Genomic DNA, 12,448 nt, shown 5'->3' with positions numbered 1-12,448 from the left:
CGCCGCTTAGTTCCACGGAGGTATAGAACTAAGCGGCCATGTAATTACACGAAAAGACACCTATGGGTCTAAAACGTCAATTGGCTAGTTAATCACTCATGTGCATACGAGCAATAACATCTACAGAGTAGCGGAGTCCGCCTCTTCTAGCACGCTCAAATCCCACTATAGAATTCAACGTTTTTCACATTCTTAACAATTACCTTACTAATTGTGGGTCATTTGCGGAAGCAAGCTCAAATAAAAAGAGCTCATACCGTTGGTTGAGCCCTTCTTTTATCAAATCTGTACTGTGACTATCCGGGATGGCCATCCACTCTTGGTTTCATCAGCATCATTCCGAATCGCCATACGAACATACCGAAAGCCAGAATCCACAAGGCTGCACTGACATCAATCCAAAGTAGCATGTGTGAAGGGTCAAAAATCACGCCTAAGCTTCTTGCTAACGCCGCACCAATCACGGCAGCAAAAGCGATGCTCATGTTCGGGCCTTTGTAAATCATGCGACCTGTGTGCCCCATGGTCACTCGAGCAATCATCGCTAAGATCAATCCACCCAATGCACCAATAGCAAACAGATGAATTAAGTTATGGCTCGCAAACGCATTATCCCAACTGCCACGTAAGATCAGGCTCAAAGGCAGACACAAATAAGCTGCATGTAACGACCACACCAACGGCTCGCTAAGCGTCAGCCAAGGCTTCCAGCGCAGGAATCGAACCAACTGCGCCACACCGGCAAACAACATAAGTGGCTGACCAAGTTCCGCAAATGTCACAGGGAAGAAACTCAATACGAACAACATGACTAAAGGTAGGTTTGCTAACCAATCTAACCACATTAGCGGTTGAGCCTTTTCGAAGTTAAAGCGACGGGCTGTGAAAAATGGAATCACTCGTCCGCCCATGACAGAAAGCAGCAGAGTGAACCACCAAAGCATCGCTTGCCATACCGCAGACGAGGTAAATGGCGGCATGCCTTTCACCGTTGCGTAACTGGCAAAGTTAGCAAAGATGGCGAGCAAGAATAACGGCACAAAGAATAGATTACGCCAACCTTTCGCGCGGTAAACACGAATGCCCACTTCGTACGCCACAAACAACAAAAACAGCGCTTCAATGCTGCTGGTTAACCAAAGTGGTGCTGGTGTCCAAAGCAGTATTCTCGGTGCAAGCCACAATGTAAATATCGCTAACAAGGTGTAGTGTTTCGTGCCGTTAATGCCCGTCCAGTTTTGCACTGCAGTCAGCACAAAGCCCACCACTATTGCCATTGAAAAACCAAACAACATTTCATGAACGTGCCACCACAACGCCGGAACACTCAACGCACTTGGCTGTCCGGTTTGGAACATCCATACCCAGACCGCAATTGCGACAACGGCATAAATAGAGCCAAACAGGAAAAACGGTCTAAACCCTAATCGCAGCCATGCAGGGATTTTTTCTTCCACTTTTTTATCGGTGATATTCAGCATTGTGATGCCCTTAAGTACCCATTTGATACCGTTCAAAAATTCTACGCGTTCGATATTAACACAAACATGCATGAAAAATACATGTTATAAAATCAAACTATCCTTTCGAGGTAAAACCTGTGCTTCACGCGTTGCTTGGTTGGTAGTGTTTAGGTATAACGGATAACAGTGATTTCGTCGAAGTAAGGGAAGCAATCGAGATGTATATATTTGGCTACGGCAGTTTAATCAATGCCGCCTCGCGCAAGTTAACGGGTCAAACGGGAGAAGCCATCCCTGTCATCGCTCATGGGCTGGTGCGCTATTGGGGCAAAGTTGACGACAGCTATATCTTGTCACCCTTGGTCGTGAATGAAGGCGAAGGGCAAGTCAATGGCGTACTGCTTGAAGTCGACGATCAAGCGCTAGCGGATTTTGACCGACGCGAGCGTGGCTACCATCGCATTCAAATCCGTCCTGATCAGATTGAAACAGAGGCCACTTTTAACTCTGAGCACAGCATTTGGGTTTATGTGAAAAACGATCCGCTACCACCCTGCTCGCTCAGTCCCATCATGCAAAGCTATGTTGATACAGTCCTCGCTGGATGTTTAGAAGTCTCCCACGCGTTTGCTGAGCACTTCGTTCGCCATACCGTTGGTTGGCATCATGCCAAAGAAAACGATCGCCACCAGCCAAAATACGGCAACTTAGCGGGCGTACAAGATCATCATTATGAGTTGATTGATAACCTAATTGCTCAACACTCTTAAGAACAGAATAAAAAAACAGCGCTCTATCAGCGCTGTTTTTTTTATTTGAGCAAGCTTAAGGGTACTAAACGATTCTCACACCAGCAGGCATCGCGCGTTCAGGCATTAGCAGAACACTTTCTGATTCATCATCGGCTTCAGCACACAGCAACATGCATTCAGAGGTTTCACCACGCATCTTAGCTTTCGCGAGATTACACAGAACCACCACTTGTTTCCCCATCAACTCTTCTTCTGTGTAGTAAGGCACCAAACTGGTGACGGTTTGCAGTGTTTTCTCACCGATGTCGATCTGCACGATGTAAAGCTTATCTGCGTTTTCGTGACGAGCCACTTCGATGATTTTTCCGGTGCGGATTTCTAGCTTTGCAAAGTCTGAGTAAGCGATCGTTTCCATTGATTAAAACCTCAAGTAAAATTTTACTAAAACAAATTCTACATTATCAGTTAGTACTTTAAATACAAGAGGTGAAGATCGCATTTTGATGAGCAAAGATCGTGCTGGTTACAATCGCCCTTTACCAAATTTCACTCAACTTCGGCCAACCCCACGCCGTGATCTCTACACCTTTAAATATGTCTTGAAAGCTAAGTGTTTGTCGGTGGTGAAGCATAGGGCTGACCACACCTTCATAGATCAGCACAGAGCCAAGTTGCTCTAACTTAGTGAGGTAATCTTCCGGAGCGCTAAACTGTCGAATTTGGTTGATCTCAGCCACCAGCCAGTCGCTGACGTCAGATCCGATCGTGGCGTGCAAAATCGGATCGCTGAGGAAAAACAGTAAAGCCGAGACTTGTCGGTTGTCATCCAAGTTAAAGCTGCTTAGAACAATCTCTTCACTAAAGCCCTCTCCAGACGCTTTTTCAATAAATGCCTCAAACGAATAAACGTTTACTTCAACCTTGATGCCATGTTCCATCAAGATTTGCTCAGCGGCTCTCGCACTGCGTTGAATACCAAGATGGGAATAACAGGCGATTCGGATTGAACTCGGTAGCGCTACTTCATCGCTTCTCAGATATTTGACGTTGTGCCAGAAGGGGAAAAAGTTATGTGCGATCTCAGCCCCAAAGGTGGTTTCGTTGCGCTCCAACTGCTGCCAAATGTTCTCACCACTCAAGGCATCACTCAGCCAACGTCGCTGAGCGTGCGATAAGTTAGGATGATTGTGATTGAAAATCATAAACAAACACCCTTCTTCCACGCGATCTTTCGATGCTGTGTGTTTGGCATCGATGATGCGCTCCTCCGCTTCTTCATCTGGAGAGTTGGTGATGACCTTTTTCGAGTACTGCTCTGTCTTAGGTAAATCGTGGGGGTAGTTGGATGCCTTTGCACCTTCCTTCTTGTCGCTGTTTAAAGACCAGATGGTGACTTTATCAGTGAGGGAGCGAAATCCATGGAAGCGCTCATTCGCCACCAAGGTAAGTTTGTTGTTCGTGTGCGATTCCAGAGAGAAAATGCCACAGCCGATGCTATCGGAAGATAGGTTATTGAGTTGCTCGACAGGCTGTAAAGAGTATTTCAGATCACTCAACAATGCGGCAAAGCCTTTGTCTGGCCGAGTAAGTTGAACGGAAAATCGATAAGGCGACTCGACGGAAACCGTTTCAAGGTGATCGAGCTCATTTTGATAATATGGAAGCTGCTGCCAATGGTTTAGTAGCTTTACCACCAGCTCTGCATCCACTTTTCCGCCATGATGAAAGCAAACGGAAGGACGAAGATAAAACGTCCATGTTCGCCACTCTTCATCAGCTTGCCAATGATGCGCAATGTTTCCGACTAACTCGCCTTCAGGAGTCATGGAAACCAAGCAAGCGTGAATTTGACGAATTAAGAAACGTTCGCTGTTTCGTTGCGGTGTGATCGGATTGAGCGTAGCAAAAGAGCGGTTATAGGTGAGTTGTACACTGACTTTGCCTTCTGTCACTTGGGCACCGGAAGTCTGCTTAAGCAGTTGCTCAAACACCACTTGGTCGAAATCAAGAAACTCAAGTGCTCGGTCGTATTTGCTCTCTTTGATCCACTCAAGAGCAATAGAGCGCTTTACCTCTGTACGATCGATGTTACGAATTAAGGTCGAACGTTGGTTACGCCCCACTCTGGGTATCCAAGCGATCCAGTTGAGCGCATTCATCTGCTTGAGAATGGCTCGGGCGTGCCTTGGGCTGGTGAACATCTTGTCTGCAATCTCGGCAAGCGTCACCGTGTATTCCTCTCGTAGTTCAAAACTCTCTACACGTTCGTAGTAGCGAAAAAGATTAATACTCTCCAAAACAGGCACTCCAAAACTAAGTTTCTGTTCCTTATATTAGCGTTTAATGCCTTCATTCAAGTAAAAAGGTCTAAAAACTTAGTTATCAGGAACAAGAAAAACAAAATTCACTCTGTTTTTTCATGCCTTATTTTTACCCAAAATACTCTTAGATTCTGACGCAGTCCTATGGTTGAGCGATCGAGACAGTGCCCTTCAATTGGTTAAGGCCCTCTATTTTTAGCTCAGCACACCACTTATAAAGCTTTAGCGATAGCAACCAGTTTTTATGTTTATGCTCCAACCCCCGCAAACCATAATCACGATGCTATCGCTAATCTCCCCGCTTCCCACAGTTTATTCATGACTGCGCCACTCAAGATTTTTATCTAACAAGTTGGAGTATTTTTATGTTTGCTAACTTTTTTGCCAACCTTTCTAAGGTCGGTAAGGCGCTCATGTTGCCTATAGCCTCAATGCCCGCGGCGGGTATCCTTTTGGGTATTGGCTCGGCGCAATTTGGGTTCATTCCACCCGTAGTTTCTGAATTGATGGCAGAAGCGGGTGGTGCGGTATTTGGTAACCTGCCGCTTATCTTTGCGCTTGGCGTTGCTATCTCATTTACCAACAATGATGGTGTTGGTGCGGTTGCGGCAGGTATTGGTTATTACGTATTAGTCGCGACGCTAAAAGTCATGGCTGGCGTGCTAGGTGTGGACCATATCGACACAGGTGTGCTCGGCGGCATCATCTCCGGTGCAGTTGGTGCGTATATGTTTAACCGTTTCTATACCATTAAGATGCCAGCTTACTTGGCCTTCTTCGCGGGTAAACGATTTGTCCCGATCGTGACGTCATTTTCTATGCTGTTTTTGGGCATTGCGATTGCCTTTATTTGGCAACCAATTGGCTCTGGCATTGATTGGTTCGGCACATGGGCAACCGAGCAAAACCCATTGGTCGCATTCTGGGCTTACGGCACTGCAGAGCGTGCTCTGATCCCATTTGGTCTGCACCATGTGATTAACGTGATTATTCAGCTTCAAGCCGGTGAGTTTGTGAACGCTGCTGGTCAAGTATTCCACGGAGAGATCCCTCGCTTCTTCGCTGGCGACCCAAATGCGGGCAACCTAGCAGGTGGTTACCTATTCAAGATGTTTGGTCTTCCTGCGGCGGCAATTGCGATTGGCCGTGCAGCAAAACCAGAGAACCGCACCAAAGTTATGGGCATCATGATCTCAGCTGCGCTAACGTCGTTCCTAACTGGTATCACTGAGCCTATCGAGTTTGCGTTCTTGTTCATCTCGCCTGTGCTTTACGTGATTCACGCGATCATTGCGGGTTTAGCTTACCCACTGTGTATCATGCTTGGCGTTAAACATGGCTACAGCTTTAGTGCAGGTCTTATCGACTACGTGACCTTCTTTGGTATTTCGACCAAAGGTTGGATGATCATCCCATTAGGTTTGGCATACGCAGCGCTGTACTACGTTGTGTTCACTTGGTTCATTAAAACGTTCGATCTGAAAACACCAGGCCGCGAAGATCAAGACAGCAGCAAAGCCGTCAATGACACCAGTTCAGAGTTTGCCAGTGAATTGGTTAGCGCGTTTGGCGGCAAGCAAAACATCTTAAGCACCGATGCTTGTATCACTCGATTGCGCATCCAAGTCGCAGAACAAGACAAAGTCGACGAAGCGAAATTGAAAGCACTTGGTGCAGCGGGTGTGGTGCGAGTCGGTACAGGCGTACAAGCTATCTTTGGCGGCAACAGCGATGTGTACAAAACTCAAATGGTTGATTGGATGAACAACAACTAACTTTCTGAGCGCCATTTTCTGTGGCTTGTGAAGAAAAAATAGAAACGACAAATCGCGGTCACATCAATGACCGCGATTTTTGTTTTCATACGGCTAATCAACGCCCTATCCAAGATAACGTTTACACATCACATATATTCAATAAATTCATAGAGTAAGACCAAATTCATCGCAATATAAAAATGGTGTTGATTGCACTTATTACACAATGGGTGTTTAATACCCCAATTAACGTTTTTTAGCCCACGAAAGGTCCCTCATGGCAACAATCAAGGATGTCGCGAAAGAAGCCGGCGTATCGGTCGCGACCGTCTCTCGCGTGATCAATAAATCACCGAAAGCAAGCCAATCTTCTATCGACGCAGTGACGCAAGCAATGAGCAAACTGGGCTACCGTCCAAACGCAGCAGCGCGTGCACTCGTCAGCCAAAGTACTAACACCATGGGCGTGCTTGTGGGTGATGTCTCAGATCCGTTCTTCGGCACACTGGTGAAGTCGGTAGATAACGTGGCGCGTGAAAACGGCAAACACATTCTGATTGGTAATGGCTACCACAACCCAGAAGACGAACGCCAAGCGCTTGAACTTCTGATCAACAGCCGTTGTGAAGCCATTGTGATTCACTCTAAAGGTCTATCAGACGAAGAACTGATCGGCTACGCCAAAGAAGTCAAAGGCATGGTGTTGATCAACCGCCATATCCCAGAATTGGCCGAGCGTTGTATCTCTCTTGATAACCGCAAGGGCGCGTACTTAGCGACGGAATATTTGATTCGTCATGGTCACACAAAGATCGCTTGTATCGCCTCATCCCATGACATCGAAGATACCGACGAGCGTTTACAAGGTTACCAAGCAGCACTGAAAGATCACGATATCGAGCTATCAAAAAGCTATGTCGAATATGGCGAACCAAACAGTGACGGCGGCGAAACAGCCATGACCAATCTGCTGACCAAATCACTCGCAATCACTGGCGTGGTGGCGTACAACGACTACATGGCAGCAGGCGCGCTGGCAGCGTTAGACCAAAACGGCATCGACGTACCAGAAAAAGTGTCCATGGTTGGCTTCGACGATGGCTTAATTGCTCGCTTCGTCAATCCAAGTTTGACCACGATTCGTTACCCAATCGAAATGATGGCAGAGCGTGCCGCGCGTTTGGCATTAGCGTTATCGCGTGATGAACAAGTGGAAGATGACACCATCATCTTTAGCCCGACTTTAGTGCGCCGTAACTCGGTGGATCGTCTTTAAAATATCGCGCTATTCAGTGCCAAGAAAGGTTACAAAGTAAAAGCTCTGCCACCGAAGTGACAGAGCTTTTTCTTTTTGGGGTGTTTGTAGAGAGCGTTATTTTGCCAACTTTTGATGAGCTTTTGATGAGCTTTTGACCTACTGTGAGCAAAAAGCCTACGGTAACCCAAAAGCTCGAAAATGCTCAGTTTACCTAGAAGGCAAACTGATAAGTGGTGCAGAAGCGGTACTCTTGTTCAGGCTCAAGAATACAGCTTGGCTGCGCCCACTCAGCATGGTTTGGCGAATCTGGTAAAAACTGCGTTTCTAACGCCAAACCCGCGTAATCATTATATTCACCGCCACGGCGATTTGGTGCGCCAGCTAACCAGTTGCCCGTGTACAATTGCATCGCAGGCTTGTTTGTCACTACTGACAGGTGCACTTTTTCATCAGGAGAAACCACCAGCGCGACTGGTTTTGAAACATCACGATGAGCATCGAATAGGTAGCTATGGTCATACCCTTTGGCGGCAACCTGTTGTTCATCTTGTAAGAAATGTTCTGAAACTGGTTTTTCACTTCTAAAGTCAAATCCAGTGCCTTTCACATCTTGCAATTCACCCAGCGGAATACCGACCTCAGAGGTTGGTAAGTATTGGCTTGCAACGATGGTTAAGCGATGCGAACGACAATCTAAGTCCGCTTCTGCCCCCAACAAATTGAAGTAGGCATGGTTGGTCAAGTTTATCGGTGTTGCTTTATCTGTCTTAGCGAAGTACTCAATGCTCACTTGGTTATCATCAGTCAATGTATACGTCACTTGCACTTCTAGATTACCTGGAAAACCTTGATCGCCATCTTCAGACAACAAAGAGAACGTCACTTGCTGATTCGAGTGAGACTCAATCTTCCAACGACGTTTATCAAAACCTTCTTCACCACCATGCAGACAGTTGCCCGCTTGGTTAGTAGACACTTGAAATACTTCGCCATTCACTTCAAAAAGACCATTGGCGATGCGGTTTGCGTAGCGACCAACAGTGACACCCATGTAACACTGTTGCTGCATGAAACTCCCCATCGTCCCCACTCCGAGAAGCACTTCACGCAACTCCCCATTCGCCAAAGGTAAACGACAACTCAGCCATGTCGCGCCAATATCCATAAAGGTAACGCTCATGCCTGTGTTATTTTTCAGTTCGACCACGTTGGCAGGCGCGCCATCAAAGGTGGCCTGCTGTGTCATCGTGATAGTTAACGGCTCAGTCATCTCTCGCTCCTACTGCGTCTTAAAGCACTTTGAACTTAAAGTAATTTTGCACTTAAAGTACTTCGACTAAACCAGCGCCGTTTTTCGCTTGGCACACGTAGATGGATTCTTTTAGGCCCGTTGCTGCTTGGTACTTCGCTTCTACCGTTGCTTTCACTTCGTCAACCAATGCTGGCGGTACAATCGCAACGATACAACCACCAAAGCCGCCGCCCGTCATGCGCACGCCACCTTGCTCACCAATCACTTCTTTCACCATCTCAACTAACGTATCGATTTCTGTGACTGTGATTTCGAAATCATCACGCATAGAAGCATGAGACTCAGCCATCAGTTCACCCATACGCTTCATGTCGTGTGCGCGAAGTGCTTGTGCTGCTTCTACCGTGCGGTCGTTTTCTGTGATTACGTGACGAGCACGTTTTGCGACCATTTCGTCTAGTTCAGAGACTTTCTCGTTAAACTGTTCAATGGTCACATCACGCAGTGCTTTCACACCGAAAATTCGTGCAGCTTCTTCACACTGCTCACGACGTGTATTGTATTCACTGTCTACCAAGCCACGTTTTTTGTTTGAGTTGATGATCACAACGGCCATGTCTTCCGGCATTGATACAGCTTCGGTTTCTAGGCTACGGCAGTCCAACAGCATCGCGTGGTTTTCACGACCTTCTGCCGAAATCATTTGGTCCATAATGCCGCAGTTACAACCAACAAATTCGTTCTCTGCTTGTTGGCCGTTTAGCGCGATTTCCGCTTGGCTGATTTCAAGATTGAACAGCACTTTGAATGTTTGACCAATCACGACCTCCAACGCTGCGGACGAGCTTAAACCCGCACCTTGAGGCACGTTACCGCTAACAGAAATATCCGCACCAGAGAATTGGTAACCACGAGCAAGAAGACACTTCACTACACCGCGAATGTAGTTCGCCCACATTTTGTCTTGCTGGAATGTGATTTCTTGCGTGATGTCGAATTCATCAACGGCATTGCCGTAATCCACAGAAACTACGCGTACTAAGTTGTCTTCACGCTTCGCTGCCGCCACAACAGTTTGGTAGTTGATCGCACATGGCAGTACAAAACCATCGTTGTAATCAGTGTGCTCACCAATCAGGTTTACACGACCAGGGGCTTGAATAATGTGGCTTGGCGCGTAACCCAGCACTTGTTCAAAAGAGGTTTTCACATTTTGGATTAGATCAGACATAGGGACGTTCTCTTAAATTATAAATTTGGTATTGGGATAGCGCGTTGAGCCTAACTTTCTATCTGTAAAGTCGCGCTATCCCGTTATTCGTTATCAATCTACTTTGAGGCGTTATTGCTCTTTGTAATGCACATCGCTTAGGTCACGCAGACGCTGCGCCGCTTGTTCTGCGGTTAGGTCGCGTTGGCTTTCTGCCAACATTTCATAACCAACCATGAACTTACGAACCGTTGCACTACGTAGCAGTGGCGGGTAGAACAATGCATGCAGTTGCCAATGGTCGATATCGGTACCTTCTTCAAAAAACGGCGCGTAATGCCAGCCCATTGAGTAAGGGAAAGAACATTGGAATAGGTTGTCGTAACGGCTGGTTAGCTTTTTGATTGCAACCGCAAGGTCATCACGTTGCTCATCGGTTAGCTCACTCATTCGACGAATGTGCGTTTTAGGAAGTAGCATGGTTTCGAATGGCCACGCCGCCCAGTAAGGAACAACAGCAACCCAGTGTTCGGTCTCAACCACGGTGCGTGAACCATCTTTAAGTTCAGCTTGCACGTAATCCACCAGCAAGTTGCTGCCATGCTCTTGGTAGTAAGCTTTTAAGTTGTGTTCTTTGCGCTCGATTTCGTTTGGCAAAAAGCTGTTTGCCCAGATTTGACCGTGTGGGTGAGGCTGAGAACAACCCATGGTCTCACCTTTGTTCTCGAATGCTTGAACCCAAACGTAGTCTTTACCCAACTCTTCGATTTGATCATTCCACGTGTCAATCACGCCACGGATTTTGTCGACCGGTAGCTCAGGCAAAGTTTTGCTGTGATCAGGCGAGAAACAAATCACTCGGCTCAACCCGCGTACACCTTGCGTTTTGAACAGTGGGCTATCTGACTCAGGAGCATCTGGAGAGTCCACCATCAGTGCTGCGAAGTCATTTTGGAACACATACGTGCCTTGGTAATCTGGGTTTACATCACCAGAAATACGCTCGTTGGTTGGGCAAAGGAAACACTTCTCGTCGTAGCTTGGTAGCTCATCAATTGCAGGTTTCTCATCAGCACCACTCCAAGGACGTTTTGCACGATGCGGTGACACTAAAATCCACTGACCCGTTAGAGGGTTGTAACGACGGTGTGGGTGATCCACTGGGTTAAATTCAACATTCGACATCTTACTTACTCAACTTTTAAAATTTCTTTCATCTGCATTCCCCAATGAAATTGGAGTTGCAGCTAGGCGGTCAATCAACAACGCTGCAGCTTCAATTACGCAGGGGAATAGCCTTGCGGGTTGTTTGACTGCCACTTCCACGTATCTGCCGTCATTTCCGCAACACTGCGCGTCGCTTTCCAGCCAAGGTCTCGCTCCACTTTATCTGTACTTGCCCAGCATTCTGCAATGTCACCCGGGCGACGAGGACAAAGCTCGTAAGGCACTGGGTTACCGCAAGCCGCTGCGAACGCTTCTACCATCTCAAGAACGCTAGAGCCTTTGCCCGTGCCTAGGTTGTAAATGTGCAAACCAGCCTTTTCACCTACCGATTTCAGCGCTGCGATATGGCCATCAGCCAAGTCCATCACGTGGATGTAATCACGCACGCCTGTGCCATCCGGCGTCGGGTAGTCATTGCCAAATACCGACAGTTTTTCGCGGCGGCCTACTGCCACTTGCGCGATAAACGGCATCAAGTTGTTCGGGATGCCCTGAGGGTCTTCACCCATAGTACCCGATGGATGCGCACCAACTGGGTTGAAGTAGCGCAGCAAAGTCACGCTCCAGTCGTTTTCTGCATTGAACAAATCGCTCAAGCACTCTTCCACCATGTACTTACTGCGACCATATGGGTTAGTGGTAGCCCCCGTTGGAGAGTCTTCCGTAATCGGCACAATGTCAGGATCGCCGTAAACCGTTGCCGATGAGCTAAATACAATGCTTTTCACGCCCGCTTTACGCATGCTGCGCGCCAACACCAATGAGCCATTCACATTGTTGTCGTAGTATTCCAATGGTTTCGCGACAGATTCGCCCACCGCTTTCAGGCCAGCAAAGTGAATCACAGCTTGAATGTCATGCTTGGCAAATACTGAGTCCAAAAAGGCTTCATCGCGAATGTCGCCTTGGTAGAAAGCCGGTTGCTTACCGGTTAGCGCTTCAATGCGGCTTAACACTTCCACTTTGGCATTACACAAGTTGTCGACAATGATTGGCTCCATACCTGCTTCAATCATCTGGACACATGTGTGACTGCCGATGTACCCCATACCGCCTGTGACAAGAACTTTCACTTTTGCTTCTCCACTTTTGCTGCTCGATGCTTGGAAATTGGTTGAGCCTGCTCACCAAGCAAATTCGCTCATCTCTTAACTGGCTAAAAGTCTACCAATCAAAACCGATCCAGATCCGTGATCAAACTCAAAATA

At 47.3% G+C, this 12,448-nt stretch carries 10 protein-coding genes; 3 read left to right on the top strand and 7 right to left on the bottom strand.

Going from position 1 to position 12,448, the window contains the following annotated elements; all coding sequences use genetic code 11:
• Positions 1-296: 296 nt before the first annotated feature.
• The gene (locus A9237_RS12000) at positions 297-1,481 is read right to left on the bottom strand and encodes an NnrS family protein (protein ID WP_078608720.1); all 1,185 of its coding nucleotides are present in this window, start codon (positions 1,479-1,481) and stop codon (positions 297-299) included.
• A 200-nt stretch (positions 1,482-1,681) separates the two neighbouring features.
• Between A9237_RS12000 and A9237_RS11995 the strand changes: the two genes are divergently transcribed.
• Positions 1,682-2,233: a gamma-glutamylcyclotransferase family protein gene (locus A9237_RS11995; RefSeq protein WP_005427416.1), complete on the top strand. Its 552-nt coding sequence runs from the start codon at positions 1,682-1,684 to the stop codon at positions 2,231-2,233.
• A 64-nt stretch (positions 2,234-2,297) separates the two neighbouring features.
• Here A9237_RS11995 and A9237_RS11990 read toward each other — a convergent pair whose 3' ends face one another.
• Together A9237_RS11990 and A9237_RS11985 are read right to left on the bottom strand one after the other, a co-directional pair.
• Entirely contained in the window at positions 2,298-2,630 is a 333-nt protein-coding gene (locus tag A9237_RS11990; protein WP_078608254.1) for a tRNA-binding protein, read from the bottom strand.
• Positions 2,631-2,751: 121 nt separating this feature from the next.
• Complete coding sequence (locus A9237_RS11985; protein ID WP_078608253.1) at positions 2,752-4,521, bottom strand: SgrR family transcriptional regulator; 1,770 nt, start codon at positions 4,519-4,521, stop codon at positions 2,752-2,754.
• Between the two features lie 380 nt (positions 4,522-4,901).
• Between A9237_RS11985 and ptsG the strand changes: the two genes are divergently transcribed.
• Together ptsG and A9237_RS11975 are read left to right on the top strand one after the other, a co-directional pair.
• On the top strand, positions 4,902-6,311 hold the full coding sequence (gene ptsG, locus A9237_RS11980) for a PTS glucose transporter subunit IIBC (RefSeq protein ID WP_038879045.1): 1,410 nt from the start codon (positions 4,902-4,904) through the stop codon (positions 6,309-6,311).
• Between the two features lie 259 nt (positions 6,312-6,570).
• Positions 6,571-7,569, top strand: coding sequence for a substrate-binding domain-containing protein (locus tag A9237_RS11975; protein WP_005427398.1), 999 nt, complete (start codon positions 6,571-6,573; stop codon positions 7,567-7,569).
• Between the two features lie 193 nt (positions 7,570-7,762).
• Here the strand turns inward: A9237_RS11975 and galM are convergent, their stop codons facing one another.
• From galM to galE, 4 genes are all read right to left on the bottom strand, one after another.
• The gene (galM, locus tag A9237_RS11970) at positions 7,763-8,821 is read right to left on the bottom strand and encodes a galactose-1-epimerase (protein ID WP_078608252.1); all 1,059 of its coding nucleotides are present in this window, start codon (positions 8,819-8,821) and stop codon (positions 7,763-7,765) included.
• Positions 8,822-8,873: 52 nt separating this feature from the next.
• Positions 8,874-10,034, bottom strand: a complete 1,161-nt coding sequence (gene galK, locus A9237_RS11965) for a galactokinase (RefSeq protein ID WP_078608251.1) — start codon at positions 10,032-10,034, stop codon at positions 8,874-8,876.
• 111 nt (positions 10,035-10,145) lie between these two features.
• A complete protein-coding gene (locus A9237_RS11960) occupies positions 10,146-11,198 on the bottom strand; it encodes a UDP-glucose--hexose-1-phosphate uridylyltransferase (protein WP_078608250.1) in 1,053 nt (350 codons plus the stop codon).
• Positions 11,199-11,293: 95 nt separating this feature from the next.
• Positions 11,294-12,313, bottom strand: a complete 1,020-nt coding sequence (gene galE / locus A9237_RS11955) for a UDP-glucose 4-epimerase GalE (protein WP_078608249.1) — start codon at positions 12,311-12,313, stop codon at positions 11,294-11,296.
• Between the last annotated feature and the right edge of the window lie 135 nt (positions 12,314-12,448).

The sequence above is a fragment of the Vibrio owensii genome, assembly GCF_002021755.1.
Taxonomy (GTDB): domain Bacteria; phylum Pseudomonadota; class Gammaproteobacteria; order Enterobacterales; family Vibrionaceae; genus Vibrio; species Vibrio owensii.
The sequence above is the reverse complement of the archived record's forward strand: the minus strand, read 5'-3'. Positions and strand labels throughout refer to the sequence as shown.

What these genes read in the sequence shown, in the direction of transcription:
- A9237_RS12000 (WP_078608720.1), bottom strand. Translation starts at nt 1,481, where the DNA reads ATGCTGAATATCACCGATAAAAAAGTGGAAGAAAAAATCCCTGCATGG.
- A9237_RS11995 (WP_005427416.1), top strand. Translation starts at nt 1,682, where the DNA reads ATGTATATATTTGGCTACGGCAGTTTAATCAATGCCGCCTCGCGCAAG.
- A9237_RS11990 (WP_078608254.1), bottom strand. Translation starts at nt 2,630, where the DNA reads ATGGAAACGATCGCTTACTCAGACTTTGCAAAGCTAGAAATCCGCACC.
- ptsG (WP_038879045.1), top strand. Translation starts at nt 4,902, where the DNA reads ATGTTTGCTAACTTTTTTGCCAACCTTTCTAAGGTCGGTAAGGCGCTC.
- A9237_RS11975 (WP_005427398.1), top strand. Translation starts at nt 6,571, where the DNA reads ATGGCAACAATCAAGGATGTCGCGAAAGAAGCCGGCGTATCGGTCGCG.
- galM (WP_078608252.1), bottom strand. Translation starts at nt 8,821, where the DNA reads ATGACTGAGCCGTTAACTATCACGATGACACAGCAGGCCACCTTTGAT.
- galK (WP_078608251.1), bottom strand. Translation starts at nt 10,034, where the DNA reads ATGTCTGATCTAATCCAAAATGTGAAAACCTCTTTTGAACAAGTGCTG.
- A9237_RS11960 (WP_078608250.1), bottom strand. Translation starts at nt 11,198, where the DNA reads ATGTCGAATGTTGAATTTAACCCAGTGGATCACCCACACCGTCGTTAC.